The sequence below is a fragment of the Flavobacterium subsaxonicum WB 4.1-42 = DSM 21790 genome (genome assembly GCF_000422725.1).
In the GTDB taxonomy this organism is placed as follows: domain Bacteria; phylum Bacteroidota; class Bacteroidia; order Flavobacteriales; family Flavobacteriaceae; genus Flavobacterium; species Flavobacterium subsaxonicum.
Genome location: NZ_AUGP01000018.1, coordinates 15,953 through 36,682, shown reverse-complemented (window position 1 = coordinate 36,682; position 20,730 = coordinate 15,953). Strand labels below are relative to the sequence as shown.

Genomic DNA, 20,730 nt, shown 5'->3' with positions numbered 1-20,730 from the left:
TTTTCTAAGTAAGCTACTTTATCTTTTTCCGCTTGTAATAATCTTTTACATAGTTTTTCTTTTCTTCAAAAAGAGAGATGATTTTTTCCAAGTCTTCTCCTAATCATATGATGGTTAAAAATGATCTTGATTAATAAAACTCATCCATAAAATCCCTTTTCTGTTCTCTTTCGATATCCTTTTTCTTCCAAATAATTTTCTGTTCGAAGTAGTCTATATGATCAGAATAATCTAAAATATTAGGTAAAGAATTAATCATCTTTAATATATCTTCATAGAATTCGATTTTCTTTTGGTATACGGGAACCCAACTACCTGTAGTACTTGCGCTTCTATCGAAACTGATTCTTTTTGTAATTTCAATATCATTATTTAGCACAAGAAATTCTTTAAAGTATTCTACAAACCAATCTCTATAATAATTGTAAACAACTTCTGCTAACATCAAAACTATTTTATCATTATTACAATATTTTTGTGTTAGTTTTATAATTAATGTCTTGACTTTACTCGTCCTAGACTCATCGGCCTTTCTGAATTTAAACAGTGAATAAATATCTTCTTCTACGAAATATGTATGTTCAACTTTGTCTAAAATTATCAACAATATATCTTCAATCAGTTCTTCATATTCCTCATATTCCCAGATGAAATCTGTATTAATATCTCTCAACTTAATTTTTGATGAATAATCTAACCCTATAATATCACTTTTTAAGCTCTCATTTATGAATGTTTTATTAATGTCTAATAGTGTTTTTAATTCTTTACCGTCATAATCAAAATGAGAATCTATTTCATATTGAGCCCAAAATGCATCCCTTAGCATTTGATTTTGATTTTCAAAATATTGCACACATTCAGAACAAAAATGAAATCCAAAATCACGCCTGGTTTTATGTGTTTTAATTAGTACGATACTGGTCAGATAGGTAATGATATTATGCTTCTCTAATTCTGGTTTTTCTTTTTTATAATCTTCGAATACTGCTTCATACTTCAGATAATCAAGCATTCTGTGGATGTAAAGACGCTCATCTGTTTTGTTAAATATTTCAATGAGAAGAATCAAGAAAGATTTGTTAATCTGATCCGCTGGCAGCATTGTTACTAATGCCGACTCCCAGAAGAACTTTTCCCTAAGCTCATATCCATTCATTATTTCAATAAACTCCTCACCAGTCATAATATCTTCTTGCAGGACGATATTTAAAACATTGCTCCGCAATTGGAAAGATACCTCTCTACTAAAATAAAGTCTTAGAGCCTTGTCAAACTCACCTTTATCTTTTCTTGCAATAGATGCATAAATATCTGTGACCGCAGATTCAATATGCCAACTATGGTTATCATTTTGTTGTTTAAACAAAGTATCTACATCTAAAAGAAATTTCTCGATTTCTTTCCAATCATTTCTCTTTACAAAATCATTAAGTTCTTCTCTCTTTTCTTTTTCAGATTCATCTATGGATTTTCCATCCTTATACTCCCAATCCGGCTTTAAAAATTTGTATAACTTCCTTATATCAGATTCAATAAAATCATCCCAATCTTGAGGATAAGGCGTTCCTGCTTTCGTTAAATGTTTACCAAGCACACTGACAAATTTGCAGTCAGCATACTGAGTACTATCTAACTTTTCAGCAATGATTGTTTGATAAAGTGGTAGCTCATCTATATAAATACTTTTATCTATATCCCCATCAGGATTAATGATACGCTGCAAAATTTTTCTCGATTGTTCATCTTCTGGCATAAACAGATCATAAAATCTATTAAGGATACGCTTTCTCAATCCCATTAATTTATCTGATTTATATAAGTCAAAATTATAAATGGTAAACGCGTGACCTTTCGCTGAACCAAATTCGGTATAATGCCAACCTAATAAGGCTTCAGCCAAGTTTAGAAAAATACCATTTGCCAATAATTTTTTGTGATCATTGAGATTACTGTCTATCAAAACATCTAATAGCACATTCTGTCGTAAGTATTGGCTTTCTACATCCTGCACCTTAAAATTAAAGTTTTCGTGAAGAAATTTTAAAATTTCTGGGAGTCGACTTGGTTGTTTATCTAATAATGTAAGCATCAGTTCCAGTGAAGGCTTCAATAACTCATTAGGATGATTCCAAAAATTTTTTAAAAGTTCAAAATGTTTCGTAGCTGAGGTATGGTCATTATGGACATAGCCAAAATTAAAAACTTGAGGATACTGCTCTTGCTGAAGGCTTCCTATCCACTTTTTTAAGTATAACAGGCAATTGCGCCCCTTATAAAACCAAAATAAGTCATAAAAAGCATACAATAATCCATCAGTACCTATTTGATTTAATACTTCGTTTAGATGAGGTAATACCAAACCTTTTACGTGATGATAAGCAAATGTGTTATTTGCATCTACAAGTGTTGAACGGATTCTGCTTGAAAATTTCTCAACAAAAACAGCAATCCATTCTGCATAATTAATAACCGCAGACTTGTCGTCAACAAAGCATTTATAAAATGCATATGTAGACAGTACCTGGTCTGATACTCTAACAATCTCATCAGCATAAACGTCCAATATTTCACTATTATGAAGTTCCATTATAGCTGTCCACAATTCATTCCAATCAATTCCAAATTTTATAAATAGAATTGTTTTCAATTCTTCATTGTTCTTGTCTACAACACCAAAAAACGATACAATTGCGAGAGATTTTAGGATTATAGGGTTATTGAAAATACCTACCTCTTCAGAAATTTTCTTAAAGTATTTTTCATACAGTAATACCGGGCTGTCTAAATAATTAGTTTCCGAATCAGGAGTGACCGAATAGGTCGCCATTAGGGCAACTCTCGCATTCCCTTTTGCTAAATCAACGATTTTTCGTTTTATATCGCTATGATGTTGAAGATTAGGTAAAGCAGAAACAATTATTTTCGCAATCTCATCGTCCTTAAATTCAGGTATATTTAACTCTTTATATAAATAATTATCAAGTGCGGAGGAAACTTGTTTTTTCACATAATCCCTAGATGTAATTACAACTTTTACGTGATAAGATTGTGACCCTTCTAATTTACTGAGCAAATAATTTAGATTTGTAATAGATTTATTGGCATCGTCAAACAAAATAACATGCTGTTTCCCGGGCAAAAAAAGATGTTGATAATCATCCCATAGAGATACCCCTGAGCTTTGGATAACTATTGGAACATAATCATCTTTGTAAAATTCTTCCAAGATCTTAACTCCCAGTTTAGATTTCCCTATACCTGCACCACCTGACAATAGTAAAATGTCGTGATTCTTTAAAATTTCAATACTATTTTTAAGTTCTTCTTCTCTGCCAATAAATTCATTTGTAAGCGAAGGTTGTAAGCCTTTTTCTGTTTTTAAGAGAAACTCTTCAAGGGTATAAATGTCTCCTTTAATAATTGGAATATTGAGGTATTCATCAGCTAATTTGGGAATATCAAATATGAGCAACGGCAAATTTTGAATGGTTAATATCTCAAACTTTGTGTCAGAATTATATGATTTCACTTTAGTGTTTAGTCGATCATATTCCTCCACACTTATCTTTTCATTACAAGCTAAAATGACCTTCTCTATTTGTTCTTTTTTTATTGTTGTTACCTCTTCCTTATAACAATGGTCTATGTCCTTTGCAAGTTTCTCAAAAAAAGATTTAGATTCTCCTAATCTTTCCTGAGTTGTACATTCAACAAAAACGTATCTATCTTCATTTACAAAAAATGAGTCTGGGGTGCCTTTACTTGTTTTCTCTTTTCCAACAACTGCGCCTGGAGCCCCAATAAATTTATTTCCTTGCAAGTGCAAAAGGTGATTTACTAAGATTTGAAAACTCGCTTGATTAATTCCTTTTAAAGCATTCTCTATTTGGGTAATAGTATTCATAAATACCTCTTTTATATTTTTACAAGTATATTTGCAAATCTCTTTTTGCACTGTTGCTGGCTCAATAGTGGGATGAAATGCTCATAATAATATTATTTTTGCAATTTTCCAATTCTTTTGTATTTTGCTTTCCAAGTAACAATATACTACATAGTAAGATTACCAATATTGCAGTAAGAATGTTTGCTACCCGGAAAGAAATGTAAGACTGTATTAAGCTAGTTGCTTTTCGATTGTTTATTTCTTTATTTCTATGCAGGCTGTATAACAGGTCTCTAATAACCTCTGAATTAAATTCCGCTATAGTTTTTTGATGGAAGGTTTGTACATTGGCGGGTGCCGGATTACTATAGTTATATCGCTTAAGATTGTAATTTTTTAACGCATTTTTTATGGTTAAAATATAAAATGATAACGACAGTAATAGAAGCAAAAGTAGCAATAGTTTTATGTATAATGGGAAATCACTAATTTTATCAATAAGAATTGGTACAAAAAGGCTTAGCAAAGAAAAGATCACCCCTGTTTGCCCCACCAGCTGAGAAGATTTGCTTTCTATTAGATTTAATCTATTTTCCTCATCGTTAGATAAGCCTTGCAGGTAAACCATATGTACAGAGCTTTTTATTTCGTCTGGCTGATCAGCATATGCCGTCACATCATCCGGAATGGCACTATTTATAAATTTTCCTTCAAAGACACCTATAATGTTGAATAGGTTACGAATTTTTTTCATCTGATAAAAAAGTTATTATAGCATTTGATATCGGTAATCCGGTTTCGAGTTCAATCCAAGCCCATTGTCCGTTAGGATTTATTTCGAGAAAAATATAATCTTCTTCCGGTGTTTTAATAAGGTCAATCGCCCCAAAATTTAAGCTTAGCTCTTTGACAAGTTTAACACAAAGATTATTAATTTCATCGGGCAGTTCACAGGTTGAAAATTTAATATTTTTTCTTCGCCAATCAATTCTAGTAGCAGGGTCAATTTGCGAATCTACTTCAGCCGCAAAAACCTTATCTCCTACAACCGTCACTCTTATCTCGCTAGCTTTAATTATATGTTCCTGAAATATGCAAGGGGTTAAATCATAGTCGTCAATATTTGTTATAAATTCTTTTGTAACAATACTGGTATATATAAATTCGGTACCATAAGTTGAAGATATTCGTGTCTGTCCAATAGGCTTCACAATTATATCTCCATCGCATGCCTTGAAAAATTCTTGTAACTTTAATTTCGAATTTGTAACGAGGGTTTTTGGAGTTTTTAAACCTAGTTTTTTTGCAATTTTTATTTGTAAAAGTTTGTGTTCAGCTTGGTATACTGAGAATGGATTACTCAGCCACTTAGCTTCAATTACACTAAACAAACTTTTAAGAAATGCTTCAGATTCTCTTTGAAGATAAAAATGTTCATGAGTTTTAATACCTGGAAAATCAGGTAATTTTACTCGACGAAACCACACGGAATAGTATGTGTTTTCACCTAAGATATCAAGTAGGTAATCACTTTGAAAATCCACTGAAAATGGGGTTTTTAAAATATCTTCACAATTAAATCTTTTATAAGGGATTTTTCGCTCATTCAAAATATTTACAAGATAATCAGCAGTGTAATCTTCTTTGTGAGTAATAATTAATATCATAAAGATTAGTCCGTATCAGATGACTCAAGCATAGTCCTTGTTGTCGTCATTGTTATCATTGTAGTAAAATGCGTAAAATTACGAGGATCACTGTCAGAACCCTCGGTAGTCGTAAACGTTCCAGTCATTGTTGCCATCATTGTCAATGCTTCGCTATCATCAGAATCAGAAACTTCATCAAAAATTTTAGTGCCTGTAGAAGTGCTTAAAGTTGGCATTTGTACAGCTGGAAGTCCAGTAGTCTTATTAACATTAAGGTTTAAATCATAATTATATTCAATCATAGAAAAATCTAAATCTGGTTCAGTTGCAGCTTCTATAAATTCTAGAATTAGTGGCTTCATATATCGAGGATTAGAACTCTAAAGATAGTAAGAATTTACGTTTTCCGATATTTAAAAATTAACTTAATATATTTTAGTAAGGTGAATTTTTAATAAGCATTTTCGTCTCGTCAAGATAATTGTGGGCTAACTCTGTTGCAGTCCACAAAATCAGTGATTGGATAGCATTTTTTGAATCAATTGAAGCTTCCCTTTGTTTTATTTTCCAGTCAGATAGAGAATTTAGAAGTCTTCTTGCTACATTTAGCTTAGGGTTCTCAATTACAGGGTTAGTTGTTAAGGTAGAAAAATGTAAACCCCAAATTATGTAAATATCCTGATTGTTAGTCGCTTTAGTACACTCTATAGATTTATATAGTGCACTTAAAATTGTGTCATCGAAAACCCGCTCATAAAATTGTTCGGCAACTTCTTTGGCAATAGCATTATCAATTTGCCATAAAGTACCAATATATGCTCTGGATCCTCCAGCTAGGAAAGAATCTGCAATATCGATCCAAGACCAACATGTATTATTAAATACAAATGGTGAACGCATCAAAGCGATAGAATCAAATACAGCTTGATAATAAAAATCGACACACTTAATAGCACAAGAGTTAGGAACAATTGCTTTTTTAATCCTTTCGCTTTTTTGGACATCATTTATTGCTTGATACATATCAACAAAAACATGATGAGGATAATTATTTGCTTTCATAGCTTCGCTTCCCCAGACAAGGTCATTAAAACGCCTAGGTAGTACCTTAACGGTAACGGGAATCAATTCTTCATTGTGAGATGGGGCGAAACTAACTACTTCATCAAATTCTACTGAATGTTGGTTACCGTCACGGTCAGTAAATTGTTTTGAGACGCTGTATCCACTAATTTCGCCGCCGTGGCTACATATGTGTAACAGGTCAAATGGAAATTCCTTGACATGATTGTTTATTTGATAAACTGACGCTTGTTTACCGATAAGTTCTTTAACATAATAGTTTCTTTGCTGAAGTATATTTATAATATATTCAGTTTCCTCGTCTTTAAACTCAAGCGGTGAAAAAACTATAGCACTATTAGTCATTTCCTTTGTTTCAAAATGAATACAGTTAAAAATAAAAAAGTCACATTTTAAGCGCAAATGCACGTGGGTAAAAAGAATTAAATTTTTTAATATCAATGCATATGGTGCCCCTACAGTAAAAAAAGTTGAGTATCTATAATTAGTAAAATCAACATCTTCAAATGACTTATATAATGCAACACTTAAATCATTATAGGCATTTCCATCACCTTTTCGCCATCTTTCAATAAGATCTTTTATTTCGCGGATATTTAACGATGGCTCGGATATTATCATTACATCTGCCGATATATTAAAAGCGTAATTTACAGCTATGACACAAGATGTTTTCTGGATGTTTTCAATAACGATTAGACCACTGTCAAAAGCGTTTTCATAAGTTGGTGTCAAGGAATTTTCTTCAATTTTAAGTGCCATCCCTTTATTAAGAGCTACATGTAGTCCAGTCAATACAGCATGTGGTGGACAACTAAGTGTATTATATTTCTCTGTAATCGGGCCGAGAATAGCCATTGCTTCGTAACAACTGTTAATTTCTAAAACATTATAATTGTTTACAAAATTTAGATAGCTTTTTTGTTCATCACTAAGCCCACCAAGGATTAAATACTGTATTTCCCCAGTCCTTTGCAATGCATTCTTAATTTGGATGTTGAACTGTCTAGATCTATTTCTGCTAAAGCTATGCTCGTCAATATCTTGTTCTGAATTTTGATGATCGGCATCTGTAACATTAGAAAATTCAAAGATCGGAGTAAATTCTTGCCTTTTACAAACGTAACTTGATATAACTGCTCCCAAATCAATATTATCCCGGTCTATTATGCAAAAAAATTTCTTGTTAAAAATTAAGTTATCAGTCATAATAATTGTGATTGGTTTTTTGTGTCTAAAAAGCTTTTTGTTTACTTCGTATAACTTTAAATGCACAAGTATTGGGTATCAAGTATTGTTCTTTTATCAACCTAATATTGCCAGTATAAAAATTACAAACATATTTATTACAATTTAATATGGTGTTATAAATATAGTTCTTTAGATCCATTATTTATGAGAACAAGTAAACATATCTGGAAGGCAGTAACTTACTGTCTCCTTACAAAGTTATAACCGCTTTAAGAAGATTCCAATCCCCACTAAATTTTGATGGGATATAAATTTGCTTAATACGATTAGTATTAATAAAATTGCAGTAACCAAACACTTGTACTTATAACCTCATGGCAGATTTTTTAACCACAAATGGTACTTCCCACCATATTGAAGACATAATAATCGATGCAACTTCGGAACTCGTTTTAGTCTCACCTTATTTACAGCTTTCAAAAACTTTTTTTGAACGGCTTAAGGATGCTTCAAACAGGAAGGTGCTAATAAAGATCATTTATGGAAAAGATGACTTGCGCCCTAATGAAAAAGCACTTATTGGAGAGTTGAAAGGCGTGGAATTATATTACTTTGAAAATCTGCATGCGAAGTGCTTTTATAACGAGAACACTATGGTAATTACATCCATGAATATGTACCAGTTCTCTGAAAAGACCAATCGCGAAATGGGTATATTGATCGATGCTCTAAACGATAAAAATATATACACTAAAGCAACGGCAGAAGTAAGGTCAATCATGCAGTCGGCAGAACGCAAAGTATTCAATAATTCGTTCAGAACTCCGACAGAAAATATTACGGCACCAAAGCACTATCAGACTGCAAGTGTAAAGCAGGGATTTTGTATCCGTTGCGAAAGTTCAATAGCCTATGATCCTGGAGCACCGTACTGCCTTAGTTGCTATCAGACCTGGAGCAATTTTCAAAACCATTTTTATGAAGAGAATGTTTGTCATAGGTGCGGTAAAGACGAAAGTTCGACGATGGCACGCCCACGTTGTTACAATTGTTACAGCACCAGCACTATGTAGGTGAATAACTTTATAAAAAGATAGAATAGTCTTTATATGATACGGTCTATGCAAATGAGGAACTATGAATTAAGTTGAGAAAAATGTTGGACTAATTTATCAGTTTCAATTAATTCATCGAACGATGGGTCAGCCTCTTGCTGAGCTAAACTAGATGTTCCCATTGCTCCAATCCATGTGAATTTAATAGATATTGAAAAGCTAAATGTGAATGCTCTTTTCTAATAGGCGAAAAAAAAATTGGACGGCTCTTCTGAAGTTTTTCGCCCAATTATTGAGCTACTACTGTTCATCAATTTTATTAACGATTCAATTAATCTTGTTTTTAGAGCATCGCCCTCAATAGTTTTTATAAATTTACATCACTTATAAAATTAAGAAAATGATTGTAAATCAATCTTTGGTAACAGATATCAAGACAATTATTTCCGAGGCTAAGAATAAGGCTATACGGCTGGTAGATTATGAACGCACGTTAATGTACTGGCACATTGGTAGACGGATATTCGAAGAAGAGCAGCAGGGAAAAGACCGGGCGGATTATGGGGATTATCTTATAAAATTTATAGCCCAACAGTTAGAACCAGAATATGGAAGTGGTTTTTCTAAGAGGCAGGTTGAGCTTTTTCGCCAGTTTTATAGAACTTTTCCAATTGCGAACGCACTGCGTTCGCAATTGGGATGGACACATTATAAAATGCTGTTACGACTTGATACTGATGATAAAAGAGAATTTTATATTGCTGAAGCTATAAAAAATAATTGGACAACCCGCCAGTTAGAAAGACAGATCCATAGCAGTCTATGGGAACGACTACTTATAAGTAATGACAAGGAAGATGTCTTAGCTGTAGCCCGCAATGAAAAACAACCTTCTGACGCAAAGGAAATTATTAAAGACCCTATGTACCTCGAGTTTTTAGGATTGCATAGGGAAGCATCATATTACGAAAAAGATTTAGAACAAGCCATCATCACACATCTTCATGATTTCTTGCTTGAACTAGGCAACGGCTTTGCATTTTTAGCAAGGCAAAAGCGATTGCATATTGAAGGAGATGAATTTTTTATAGACTTAGTATTCTACAATCGACTTTTACAGTGCTTTGTCATTATTGAAATAAAAACGCATAAACTTACCCATCAAGATGTCGGTCAATTACAGATGTATGTAAATTATTACGACAGGTATGAAAAACGGGAATTTGAAAATCCTACAATAGGTATATTATTGTGTGCTGAAAAGAATAATGCTGTTGTAAAAATATCGTTGCCGGAAGATAATAAAACGATAATTGCAAGTGAATATAAGCTTTACCTACCTAGTGAACAACAATTGATTGCAGAAATGAGAAAGGAAATTGAGAAACGCGGAACAGATGAAAAGTCTTAGCTCATAATTTTCTAACACTATACAAATGATAAAGTGCATAAGATGTAACAGCTTGAACTTTATTTTTAAATCTGAACACGATTTCCATGACATTTTTAGATGCTCGGATTGCTTATATCTACAACCTATAAGAATTGAAGATTGTTGTAAGAAATCATATTTAATAGTTACAATTGAACATTTAGATCATACGAGAAAAAGATTGCACAGGCAATGTTTGAATTGTGGAGGTTGCACTGACAGAAACAAACCATTAAGTTTAAAAAAATATTCTGAGGAAATCCGATCTGAATTTAGTTATCATAATTTCGAAAAATGGAAAGAAGAGAGAGGCAGGGAAAGTATCTATTTACGGGAATGTGTCAAGAAATTAAATTTTGATACTTCGAAATATGGTAAATATAATAACTACCTTAATTCACATGCATGGAAATTAAAAAGAACTGAAGCATTATTTATAGATAATAACTTATGCCAGGTGTGCAAAATAAGTGCGGCTGAAGAAGTTCATCACCTCACATACGAGAACCTATTTGACGAAAAGTTAGAGGATTTGCTTTCAGTTTGTAAAGTATGCCATGATAGGCTACACAACAAATCCTAATTTGAAAATATCCTGATTCATAGATTCATTGACGTGAAATGTAGCCTCAAATATCGACTGATAGCAACTTGAGTTTAATTAAGCCCGACGAGCACATTTAGAACCTGTATCTAACTAATTTGGAATCTTAAATTATAAACTTCACCAGATTATGCTTTTCTAAAGTATATTTTGCCAAAGAATGGAAGTCAATTTTTTCCAATTCTTCGTCATTCTCTTCACTATAATAATCCTCAGAATCTTCTTCCGGATTTAGATAGAAACAAAAATTCTTTTCTTTCTCCTCCTGTGTTGAAAAGTACCAGTATTTTACTGCCGTTAACAACCCGTCACAAGTGTTTAAAATCCAATGTTCAATAGCTTCCTTTTTTTGTAATCCTGTAATTCCTCGCTCGTCCAATTCATTATTGGTCAAGTAATCTGCATTAGCCTCTTTACCTGTTACTCTAAAAATTTTCCAGCCTAATCTGCCAAGTTTCTTATCTTTTTCTAAATCTTTTACTGGGTCATGATAGTCTTTTCCATCCAGTTCTAATCCAATTTTTAAATACGGATTAGCAAAATCAATGAAGAAATTAAATACAGGAAACTGCGGATATAATACAATACCGCCGATTCCGCGAATAGAATTCCAGGCAGATTTCTCAATTGGTGAAAAATGTCTCAGCCAATCTATCAAGTAAGCCTGATCCCACTTGCGAATATCATTTTCAGATGTTTGCAAAATTCCCGATATATTCTCCATGTATATCTGTCGAAAAAATCCCCATTTATCCGTTATGTTTTCAAGTTGATTAAAATCGTAGGAAAGCAATTAGTTAGTTGCTAAATTCTTAACGTCCTTTTCTGTAAAATTATCGAGGAAGTGGCTCATATTGCTTTTAATATTGTAGTTATATTAGCTTTTATATTTAAACTCTTTTACCTTGTTTGTCGAAATGTCCTAACCAAACCGTTTGTTTTAGGTTCTCCTCTATCAATCTCCACAGTAGGTATTAAGGCCTTAAGTCTATCACTATTTTCAATTGGTACTGAAGTCCCTTTTATGGCTACTTTATACAAATTTATATTGTTACTTAATGGCAGTAAGTCAACTACTCCTGTATTACTTATGTTAATGCTATCAATGTTTTAAACTGCTGAAACACATCCAGATTATTAATTCTTGTTGAATAGAGGAAAATAGTTTTAAGTTCTTGTAGATTTCTTAGAGGTTCTAAATCGTAAACATATGTTTGAAAGCAGGATAGATATTCTAATTTAGTGGCATTCTTTAGATACTCTATTGAATCAACGTATGTATTACTAAAATTTATCTTTTTTAAGAAGGTAAGATTTTCAATACCCTTAAGGCTTTTTATTTCCGTACGTTGAATGTATAAATCTTCTAAACCCTTTATTTCTGCCAACATTTCCAGAGAATCTAAATTGCTTCCTCTAAAGTCTATAAACGTAAGATTTTTTAAAGATGAAATTGATTGTTCGTTGATAACTTGTAAACCTTGACAGTACAGCCTTTCAAGATTTACCAAATAATAGATTGGCTTTAAATCCTGTATAAAATATGTTTCATAGCAGCTGCAATGAAATATTGTCATAAGTTTACATTCCGCTAAAAAATTTTTTAATTTAATTTTTTTACAGCTATTAATCGTAGTGATTATAGAATCAAAGTTGTTAATCTTACTTATACTGGTTGTAGAATTTCTATGGTGATTATAAACTATAATTATTTTCCAATCATAGCTTAGATTAATCCACCAGTTAATATCATCGTCATTGCTTTCTAACAGTTGCTCGAAAGTAAAATCAAACCCTTTGTTTTCAAAAATTGCATTTATCTCTTCTATTGCGTACAACTGTTTGGCGACATCCATGATGTTTTAATTTTCTGGAAATTTACATTTTTATTAGAAATATCCTTATGATAAATTTATTGTTTAAATAAAGAAGAGACCGCCTCTCAGCAGTCTCTATCATTCACAGCACATTAAGCTGCTATTTTATTTATAAGCTCTTACGAGACTATCTTCTATTTTTTTCTGCTTCCAACAAACGCTCGTAAAGCTTTTTATTTTCCTCATAAGCCTCTATTAGCTTATCTAAGGGATTAAATGTACAGTGATAATTTCCTACAGTACCTTGGCTATTATCATAAAAATTATTAAAATAATTGATAACTCCTTCCTCAGAGAAATTCTTGATAGCTTCAACACTAACGCCCAAAGCTTTTGCAACCTCTACTAATTTCTCTTCCTCAATAGTTTCACTATTTTCCATAATGGATATTGCCTGTTGGTTCGTTCCTAAAGCCAACGCCAAAGCCTCCTGCTTCATATCGCGAAGTTCACGGATACGGCTGATTTTACGTCCTATATGGTTTGGTTTTGCTGTAGTACTCATAAGTCAAAGGTAATATTTAGGTGTGTTATTCTCCAAGATGTAAAATACATGGTCAAAAATGTACCATACACAACAAATTGATTCGGTACACCTTAAAGTCTTTTTTACTTGCTGGTCATTACAAAAATACAAATTTAAAAGAATGTTCAACAGGTAAAAATCAAAATTATGGATGCAATTGTAATTCCACCGGAAAAAGAATTTGAAGCACTGATCAATGACCTTAAGGTTTTAATGGATGTAACTGCTGTCACCTTGCATGAATCCAATACAGCAGGCAAAACGAGCGATATACTGACTATTATCATGGAAGGAAATTTCTACGAGATCGCCTCAGAAATGTATGACCGTGCTGAAAAATTGTTTGAAAGACATTCGGTACAGATGCCCTATAAAATTATAGACAGTGCGGACGTGATCCATAAACTAAAAGACGGTAACCTTTATTACCTGAAATGGTATTTGACAGGCAGGCCATTGTTTAAAAACGATACAGCCTATACTGTAGTTAAAATCATCAATTTATAAATCTAATCGCCTATAGTAATATCAATACCTAAACCAAATACCCAAGCAAATTTAGATCCGTTGTCAAGAGGATCAAAAATATATGCAGGCCCGAGGTATACAGGTATCTTTGCGTTAAGTACATCTAAATTAACAATGTCAAATTGTCCTAATATCATTGCATTAAACGATCTGTTTCTAACAAAATCATTGCTTTCAGGATTGTTTAATTGGTCGTCGCTATTATCAGAATCAGCGAAGTTTAACCCCATAACATAGGCGCCTAGGGCAAAATTTGAAGGCTCGTAGTTGTCTTTCTTAAACCTGAATTTAAATCCAATTCCTGCATTAAGCACTAAGTTTTGCATTTGGAACTTTTTACTACTTTCATCAAATGTTACATCTGTAATATTTCCTTGATCATCTTTTACTACAGTTTTTTTTGAAACTCTTCGCCCAACGGCTATGTAAGGTGGCAAAGAAGCGGTAAAACCTATTCGTTCGATAAAACTATCCTTTCTATAATAAATGAAAGTCTGTTTCTCATCTGTATTATTTTTCCCGTAAACGATGGGAGAATGTCTTACGCTAACTACGATTTTTTCACCAATATTTAATGGCTCACTATCTTGTAAATTAAATGCTGCTTTTAAATTGTATGTAACATCCTGATCTTTGACAATTAACGAATTGGAATCCCCCTCAGTCCAAGTAACCGTTGTTTTATTGCCATTTGATTGGTAATAAACAGCCTCCACATTAAGGTATTGTGGCCCTTTTTCAACAATTTCAGGTGAGGGTTTGATTTTCAATATTATGGGACTTTCAGGCTTTAAAAGTTTTCTTTTTCCATTTTTTTCATCTTTAAAAAAGATTTTACTATCATAAAAAACAGCTGTATTACTTAATCCCACATAATCAGGCAAAGTCTGATTAGACGCCATAAGTTTAGGGTAAACTACTTTAATGGTATAGTCATTTAAGTAAGTTTTTTCAAAGCCTCCCGGTACCCGCCTTGCTATCCTTATCTCGTAATCTCCGGCATCGATAAGATGAAAATTATCATCTCCAAAATTAAGAGTTATATTTACAGCATCTTCTAAAATTGCTGCATCAGGTGTTAAGGAATAAATCTTTACAGATGGATTGGTTTTACATACCATATAATATTTTAAATCTTGCATTTGCTGCAATTTTGGACCTTTAACAGTTATGGTATAAGTGTTTCCTTTTTTTCGTACCAGTTCATTATTATTAACAGCATTACGCACGACTATACCATTAATAGACGGTTGGGGTAAAACTACAATTTCACTGCGCAATGCATTAATAACATTTCCGCCCGGAGCTGCCATAACTATGTATCGCCCTGTAGTGATAGTGGTAGGAAGAGAAACTATAATTGGTTTACCTACATTATAAGAAGCCCTGTTCGTATTTAAGCTTTTTATATTAATGTTTTGTGAAGGAAGATTTGAACCTGCTATGCTGTTAACTAAAGAAAAATCATAGTTTAAACCGTCACGTCCAGAAGAACTCAAATCAAGAGTAAGGTCTGGAGTCGCATTTTCAATATTGAAATCGTCCGCATAAAATATTTTGGGGGTGACTGACATAGCTCCACCGGGGTATTTGGCCAGAAAATTTATATCTCTAGGCACGAGTTGTTCACTGGTAGGAGTATCATTAAAACTCGAGTCTAAATAAGTCATTATGAAACTAAGGCTTTGAACATTTTTTAAGCTTGCCTTTATATAAATTAGATTATTTGGAATATCGGTCCTAAAATCCGAATTCGAATAGTCAATTTCATTAGTATTACCTGATCCCTTGATCTGTAAATTTCCATCTGTAAATTTTATCTTCTTTACTTTGGTCACATCATCCACTTCAATAATAATATCTTGATAATCGCCGATATCATTATAAAATATCATGGTTGAGGTATTCTGCGTATTGGACGAACGCATATTTTTCATAACAGGAGGGTCTGCGTAAAAACTAATTTTCAAATTGTAGTCTTTAACTCCATTAGATAATAACAAATCTTTGTTTTGGCCTAATAGTCCCATTTCTTCGGGACTATTAAACTCTACTATAAAATTAGTATTGTCGACCGACGAAACTTTATATTTATCAGAGCTCATTATACTGTTACCAATACGAATTTCAAATTTTTTATCACTCAAGAAAAATTTTGATTCTTCAGTTTGAGCCAGTAGCAAAAGTTTTATTGGACTTCCAATTTTTATTGAAGGTATTTGACCGTTTTGATAAACGATATTTTGTTGTCCATACGTAATAACTATAGATAATAAAAGTGTAATTGTTGCTGCTATTTTCATGGTTGTGTTGATGAGGTTTATTTAAGAATTTTACAAATTACTTAATTAGTATTCAAATAGGTACGGCATAAAATTAAGACCTAATTAACAGTTGAAAAATACCTATATGTAGGTATTTTTCAACTGATTAAAAAATGATACTAATTTTACTACTACAGCTTAAACCCATAATTCCTTAACTGAAATTATTAGAGATTACTTACCCTGGCTAACAAAAAAATATTAAATGCACGAAACTTAAACAAGCCTGCAAAGACTTATTTACATATCCTGAGAACACTTTTGATTTCAGGTTTAGTAGAACTGTCCATTCCTAATTGTTTTCTCAGAGAAACAATCTCTTCCTGCATTCTTAAAACATCTGGTGGCAGTGGGGCATCCGGCAATTCAGCTTTTTGACGTAATCTCTGCTGTAACTGCTTCATTTCCCTTCCAACGGATTGTTGTTCAGTTATAGCATACTCTTCAGTTTGCTTTACCGATTGATGCCCAAGCAACTCTTTTACTACATGGATTGGCACATCATTATTGAGCGTTACAGTGCTTCCGAAAGTACGCCTGGCCTTGTGGGTGTTCAGGACGCTTTCTATGCCGCAGAGGTCAGCTATTTCTTTCAGATAGGCATTCATCTTTTGGTTGGAGGTTACCGGCAGCACAGAATTTCTTTGTAAGCAAAGCGGGTGGTCTTTGTAGCGTTCCATGACGGCTTTCGCTTTCGGCAAAAGTGGTACATTAATATTACTACCGGTTTTTTGCCTTTCGGTAATAATCCACATTTCGCCATCTATCCCTGACTTTATATCCGATTTCTTAAGGTTAAAGGCATCGATATAGGCCAACCCTGTATAGCACTGGAAAACAAAAATATCCCGTACCGTAGCAAGGCGTGGGGTAAAAAAAGTATGGTTTTCCAATTGTGCAAGTTCATAGGAACTAAGCGGCTTTTTATGAATTTTTATTTTCTTTGCCTTAAACCGCTTGAAGGGGTCAGTTGCTATAATCTCCTTGTCAATGGCGAGTAATACAATCTTCTTAAAATTGGTAATGTACTTCACCGCTGTATTGTGGCTGATGTTTTTAACCGTTTTTAGGTAAAACTCATAATCCTTTACGAACTCAAAATTAAGCTCACGGAAATCCATATCCTCAACATTATATTTGTAGTGCAGATATTCCTTGAGGTGCTTTTTGGCAATTTTAAAACGCACATGCGTACCTATGGCGTACTCGCCCTTTTCAACTAAAGCCAATAATTCATCATTGTGCTTTTGGAACTCCTGAACGATTGTTGCCTTAGAAACATTCTTACCCATTACAAAATCCATCAGCTTTTGGGTCGTGAGTAGTTGGCCTGCAAGCATTAACTCGCTTTTGTGTTGTTGGATCTTCATGTGCATTGCATCAAGGAAGAAATTTAAATTTTTTGCATCCTCTTTCCCGCCCGTAGCCCGCTCTGTTTTTTGATCCCAGCGGTCTGTTACCCATTTGCGTTTGGTAGACGTCTCTTTGGGTATCCCATCTACTGTGATTCTAAGGTAAATATACCTAACATTTGTCTTACTTGTGGAACTCTTCAAAAAGAAGGTGATTCCGAAACTGTTCTCTAACATAAATTCAACGTTTTAAAAAATTAATAAAGGTCGAATTATAGTGCTTTCAAATCAAGTCGTTAAGCAGCTTTACATGTTGATAATCAAAAACTTAAGGCATTTTTTGTGGCATTTTTTTTTGCAATTTTAAATTGCCACAGATTTGCCACAAAAACTTTGTGTATTTTTGAAAATTTTGATGGTGCAGGGGTAAAAATAAAAAACCTGCAAAGCCGTAACTTGCAGGTTTTCATTGTTTTAATGTACTTTATAATGATATAAAGCTTAATTGTGGTGGGCGATGAGGGATTCGAACCCCCGACCCTCTCGGTGTAAACGAGATGCTCTGAACCAACTGAGCTAATCGCCCTAATCTCGCAATCTGTCGCTATATTTAGTTCCTTATTGCGAGTGCAAATATAAGACTGTTTTTTAATTCTGCAAACTTTATTTACAAAATTTCTGCAACAACAAAGGTACTTCCGCCTATGTATATAAAGTCCTCGTGGGTTGCATCTGCCATAGCCTGATCATAAGCTTCTGCAACCGAATTATATACATTACCCTTAAGATTAAATTCTGTTGCCGATTGCTGCAAAATATTTTTATCTAATTTTCTTGAAATATTTGGCTCGGTAAAATAATAAACAGCATTTTTAGGCAATAATGGCAAAATTTCAGAGAGGTCTTTATCGTTAACCACCCCAAAAACTATTCTTAATGTATCGTACTTCTGCTCCTGTACCTGCTGCATTACCGATGAAAGTCCGTGTGGGTTGTGCGCCGTATCGGCAATAACCGTTGGATTTTCGTGCAATTGCTGCCAACGCCCTAAAAGCCCTGTATTGCGAACAACATTAAGCAACCCTGTATTTACATGCTCTGTAGTGACTTGAAAATACGGCTGTAGCAGCTCTATAGCCTTTAAAACGGTCTTTTTATTATGATGTTGATAATCACCTTTTAGATCTGACTCATAGTCTTCAAGCACCTCATCAGACGCGAAATAGAGCGGCGCATCAACCTCAGCAGCCTTATTTACAAAAACAGACCTGGTTTCGGCGGTATATTCGCCTACAACCGTTGGTATGCCCGGCTTGATAATACCGGCCTTTTCTCCGGCAATAGCCGTTAGCGTATTACCCAGAAAAAAAGTATGATCTAAACCTATGTTGGTAATTACTGATATTAAAGGAGTTATGATGTTGGTAGAATCTAACCTACCTCCCAACCCCGTTTCTATAATTGCAATATCTACGTTTTCTTCTACAAAATAATCAAAGGCAAGGCCAACAGTCATCTCAAAGAAGCTTAGGTCCTGCGCCTCAAAAAACGTTTTGTTAGCGGCTATAAAGCGCATTACAAAATCTTCGGATATATCCTGTCCATTAATCTTAATACGCTCTCTAAAGTCTTTTAAATGAGGCGATGTGTACAACCCGGTCTTGTAGCCTGCCTCTTGTAAAATAGACGCAAGCATGGATGACACCGATCCCTTGCCGTTGGTACCGGCAACGTGTATGGCTTTAATTTTTTTTTCAGGATTGCCCAGGTGTTTGGCCAGTAATAAGGTGTTGCCCAAATCTTTTTTATAGGCCGATGCGCCCTGTAACTGATAGACAGGCAGGCGACTAAACATCCATTCGGTGGTTTCTTTATAGGTCATAATAAAAAAATGACAGATTAAATCTGTCATTAAAAATAGTGTTATTTTATATAAGTTACACCAGTTGCTTTAGTGCAATTTCGAAAGCAGCCTGGCTAATGCCGGTTTTATTCGGGTTTTGCGCATGCACGTTTACAATGGCTTTCTTAATAATTTCAGATGTATCGTTAAAAATAGCCTCATCGGTCATAAATACTTTTTTCTCCATAAAGTAAGCAAATACCCTTGCCATACCGCAGTTAGAAATAAAGTCAGGAATCAGGCTTACTTTACTGTCTGTAGCTTCCATAATAGGACCAAAGAAAATTTCTTTATCTGCAAACGGAACGTTAGCACCACAAGAAATAACTTCTAATCCGGCAGCTATCATGCTATCAACCTGATCTTTTGTTACCAACCTTGATGCAGCACATGGCGTAAATATCTCGGCACCAATGTTCCAAACCTCAGCATTAAGAGCCTCAAACGGAATCATATTCTGGGCAACCAGTTTGTTACCGTCTTTATTTAAGAAAAGGTCTTTTATTTCGGCAAAGCTAAAGCCGTCTTTATTAATAAGGCCACCATCGCGGTCTATAATACCCACAACTTTTACGCCCATTTTAGCAAGGTAAAATGCTGCAGCAGAGCCTACATTACCAAATCCCTGTACAATTGCTTTTTTACCTTCGGCATTACCACCGTATGTAGCATAAAAATGACGTACAGCCTCGGCAACGCCAAAACCGGTAATCATATCGGCAATAGTATATTTGCGGGTAACATCTGGCGAGAACGAAGGGTTTTCGATAACCTTAACCACACCCTGGCGCAATTGGCCAATACGGTTAATTTTATCGGCTTCGGTTGGCCTAAAGTGGCCGTTAAACACACCTTCCTGCGGATGCCAAACGCCACACTCTTCGGTCATTGGTATCACTTCATGAATTTCATCAACATTAAGGTCGCCACCCGTGCCATAATAGCTTTTAAGTAATGGCGAAACCGCTTTGTACCAACGCTGTAACACACCTTTTTTACGAGGGTCGTTAGGGTCAAAGTTAATACCCGATTTAGCACCGCCAATAGCTGGGCCGGATACGGTAAATTTAACCTCCATGGTCTTGGCAAGAGAAAGTACCTCATTCATATCCAGGCCTTTTCTCATACGGGTACCACCACCGGCAGCACCACCACGAAGCGAATTAATAACCGTCCACCCTTCGGCCTCGGTTTCAGTATCTTTCCAGTTAAAAACTATTTCAGGTTGTTTATTTTCGTATTTACTAAGTAAATCTTTCATTTTGTTGTGTTTTTTATAACCGATGCAAATATATAAAAGATATAATTCTCAAATAT

The 20,730-nt window shown here is 34.1% G+C and carries 15 protein-coding genes and 1 tRNA gene; 3 read left to right on the top strand and 13 right to left on the bottom strand.

Annotated elements, in window-relative coordinates:
* Nucleotides 1–130: 130 nt before the first annotated feature.
* The 5 genes from G509_RS0106270 to G509_RS0106250 all read right to left on the bottom strand — a co-directional run bounded on the left by G509_RS0106270 (nucleotide 131) and on the right by G509_RS0106250 (nucleotide 7,830).
* Nucleotides 131–3,907, bottom strand: coding sequence for an nSTAND3 domain-containing NTPase (locus tag G509_RS0106270; RefSeq protein WP_026990731.1), 3,777 nt, complete (start codon nucleotides 3,905–3,907; stop codon nucleotides 131–133).
* A gap of 61 nt (nucleotides 3,908–3,968) precedes the next feature.
* The gene (locus G509_RS23525) at nucleotides 3,969–4,643 is read right to left on the bottom strand and encodes a Pycsar system effector family protein (protein WP_026990730.1); all 675 of its coding nucleotides are present in this window, start codon (nucleotides 4,641–4,643) and stop codon (nucleotides 3,969–3,971) included.
* Nucleotides 4,627–5,556, bottom strand: a complete 930-nt coding sequence (locus tag G509_RS22775; protein ID WP_026990729.1) for an MvdC/MvdD family ATP grasp protein — start codon at nucleotides 5,554–5,556, stop codon at nucleotides 4,627–4,629. The genes G509_RS23525 and G509_RS22775 overlap by 17 nt, the downstream gene beginning before the upstream one ends.
* A 5-nt stretch (nucleotides 5,557–5,561) precedes the next feature.
* Complete coding sequence (locus tag G509_RS0106255; RefSeq protein WP_026990728.1) at nucleotides 5,562–5,900, bottom strand: hypothetical protein; 339 nt, start codon at nucleotides 5,898–5,900, stop codon at nucleotides 5,562–5,564.
* Nucleotides 5,901–5,973: 73 nt separating this feature from the next.
* Entirely contained in the window at nucleotides 5,974–7,830 is a 1,857-nt protein-coding gene (locus tag G509_RS0106250) for a hypothetical protein (protein WP_026990727.1), read from the bottom strand.
* A gap of 356 nt (nucleotides 7,831–8,186) precedes the next feature.
* Here G509_RS0106250 and G509_RS21560 point away from each other — a divergent pair, with 356 nt between their 5' ends.
* Nucleotides 8,187–8,885: a phospholipase D-like domain-containing protein gene (locus G509_RS21560; RefSeq protein ID WP_051199981.1), complete on the top strand. Its 699-nt coding sequence runs from the start codon at nucleotides 8,187–8,189 to the stop codon at nucleotides 8,883–8,885.
* Nucleotides 8,886–9,267: 382 nt separating this feature from the next.
* A complete protein-coding gene (locus G509_RS0106240; protein ID WP_026990726.1) occupies nucleotides 9,268–10,278 on the top strand; it encodes a PDDEXK nuclease domain-containing protein in 1,011 nt (336 codons plus the stop codon).
* A 731-nt stretch (nucleotides 10,279–11,009) separates the two neighbouring features.
* On the opposite strand, the gene G509_RS0106230 is transcribed toward G509_RS0106240, so the two are convergent.
* From G509_RS0106230 to G509_RS0106220, 3 genes are all read right to left on the bottom strand, one after another.
* The gene (locus G509_RS0106230; protein ID WP_131450723.1) at nucleotides 11,010–11,627 is read right to left on the bottom strand and encodes an endonuclease domain-containing protein; all 618 of its coding nucleotides are present in this window, start codon (nucleotides 11,625–11,627) and stop codon (nucleotides 11,010–11,012) included.
* Between the two features lie 364 nt (nucleotides 11,628–11,991).
* Nucleotides 11,992–12,759: a leucine-rich repeat domain-containing protein gene (locus G509_RS0106225; protein ID WP_026990723.1), complete on the bottom strand. Its 768-nt coding sequence runs from the start codon at nucleotides 12,757–12,759 to the stop codon at nucleotides 11,992–11,994.
* Between the two features lie 148 nt (nucleotides 12,760–12,907).
* Nucleotides 12,908–13,285 carry a helix-turn-helix domain-containing protein gene (locus tag G509_RS0106220; RefSeq protein ID WP_026990722.1) on the bottom strand — a complete coding sequence of 126 codons (378 nt, stop codon included), beginning with the start codon at nucleotides 13,283–13,285 and terminating at the stop codon, nucleotides 12,908–12,910.
* A 168-nt stretch (nucleotides 13,286–13,453) separates the two neighbouring features.
* Here G509_RS0106220 and G509_RS0106215 point away from each other — a divergent pair, with 168 nt between their 5' ends.
* Entirely contained in the window at nucleotides 13,454–13,813 is a 360-nt protein-coding gene (locus G509_RS0106215) for a hypothetical protein (protein ID WP_026990721.1), read from the top strand.
* Nucleotides 13,814–13,815: 2 nt separating this feature from the next.
* On the opposite strand, the gene G509_RS0106210 is transcribed toward G509_RS0106215, so the two are convergent.
* From G509_RS0106210 to G509_RS0106185, 5 genes are all read right to left on the bottom strand, one after another.
* Nucleotides 13,816–16,137 (bottom strand): hypothetical protein, encoded by a 2,322-nt coding sequence (locus G509_RS0106210; RefSeq protein WP_026990720.1) that lies wholly within the window; start codon nucleotides 16,135–16,137, stop codon nucleotides 13,816–13,818.
* A 257-nt stretch (nucleotides 16,138–16,394) separates the two neighbouring features.
* On the bottom strand, nucleotides 16,395–17,747 hold the full coding sequence (locus G509_RS0106205) for a site-specific integrase (protein WP_026990719.1): 1,353 nt from the start codon (nucleotides 17,745–17,747) through the stop codon (nucleotides 16,395–16,397).
* A gap of 271 nt (nucleotides 17,748–18,018) precedes the next feature.
* Nucleotides 18,019–18,096, bottom strand: a tRNA-Val gene (locus tag G509_RS0106195).
* Nucleotides 18,097–18,177: 81 nt separating this feature from the next.
* Entirely contained in the window at nucleotides 18,178–19,392 is a 1,215-nt protein-coding gene (locus G509_RS0106190; protein WP_026990718.1) for a bifunctional folylpolyglutamate synthase/dihydrofolate synthase, read from the bottom strand.
* A gap of 55 nt (nucleotides 19,393–19,447) precedes the next feature.
* A complete protein-coding gene (locus G509_RS0106185) occupies nucleotides 19,448–20,674 on the bottom strand; it encodes a Glu/Leu/Phe/Val dehydrogenase dimerization domain-containing protein (RefSeq protein ID WP_026990717.1) in 1,227 nt (408 codons plus the stop codon).
* Between the last annotated feature and the right edge of the window lie 56 nt (nucleotides 20,675–20,730).

What these genes read in the sequence shown, in the direction of transcription:
- G509_RS0106220 (WP_026990722.1), bottom strand. Translation starts at nt 13,285, where the DNA reads ATGAGTACTACAGCAAAACCAAACCATATAGGACGTAAAATCAGCCGT.
- G509_RS0106230 (WP_131450723.1), bottom strand. Translation starts at nt 11,627, where the DNA reads ATGGAGAATATATCGGGAATTTTGCAAACATCTGAAAATGATATTCGC.
- G509_RS0106205 (WP_026990719.1), bottom strand. Translation starts at nt 17,747, where the DNA reads ATGTTAGAGAACAGTTTCGGAATCACCTTCTTTTTGAAGAGTTCCACA.
- G509_RS0106255 (WP_026990728.1), bottom strand. Translation starts at nt 5,900, where the DNA reads ATGAAGCCACTAATTCTAGAATTTATAGAAGCTGCAACTGAACCAGAT.
- G509_RS0106210 (WP_026990720.1), bottom strand. Translation starts at nt 16,137, where the DNA reads ATGAAAATAGCAGCAACAATTACACTTTTATTATCTATAGTTATTACG.
- G509_RS0106250 (WP_026990727.1), bottom strand. Translation starts at nt 7,830, where the DNA reads ATGACTGATAACTTAATTTTTAACAAGAAATTTTTTTGCATAATAGAC.
- G509_RS21560 (WP_051199981.1), top strand. Translation starts at nt 8,187, where the DNA reads ATGGCAGATTTTTTAACCACAAATGGTACTTCCCACCATATTGAAGAC.
- G509_RS22775 (WP_026990729.1), bottom strand. Translation starts at nt 5,556, where the DNA reads ATGATATTAATTATTACTCACAAAGAAGATTACACTGCTGATTATCTT.
- G509_RS0106225 (WP_026990723.1), bottom strand. Translation starts at nt 12,759, where the DNA reads ATGGATGTCGCCAAACAGTTGTACGCAATAGAAGAGATAAATGCAATT.
- G509_RS0106270 (WP_026990731.1), bottom strand. Translation starts at nt 3,907, where the DNA reads ATGAATACTATTACCCAAATAGAGAATGCTTTAAAAGGAATTAATCAA.
- G509_RS23525 (WP_026990730.1), bottom strand. Translation starts at nt 4,643, where the DNA reads ATGAAAAAAATTCGTAACCTATTCAACATTATAGGTGTCTTTGAAGGA.
- G509_RS0106185 (WP_026990717.1), bottom strand. Translation starts at nt 20,674, where the DNA reads ATGAAAGATTTACTTAGTAAATACGAAAATAAACAACCTGAAATAGTT.
- G509_RS0106215 (WP_026990721.1), top strand. Translation starts at nt 13,454, where the DNA reads ATGGATGCAATTGTAATTCCACCGGAAAAAGAATTTGAAGCACTGATC.
- G509_RS0106240 (WP_026990726.1), top strand. Translation starts at nt 9,268, where the DNA reads ATGATTGTAAATCAATCTTTGGTAACAGATATCAAGACAATTATTTCC.
- G509_RS0106190 (WP_026990718.1), bottom strand. Translation starts at nt 19,392, where the DNA reads ATGACCTATAAAGAAACCACCGAATGGATGTTTAGTCGCCTGCCTGTC.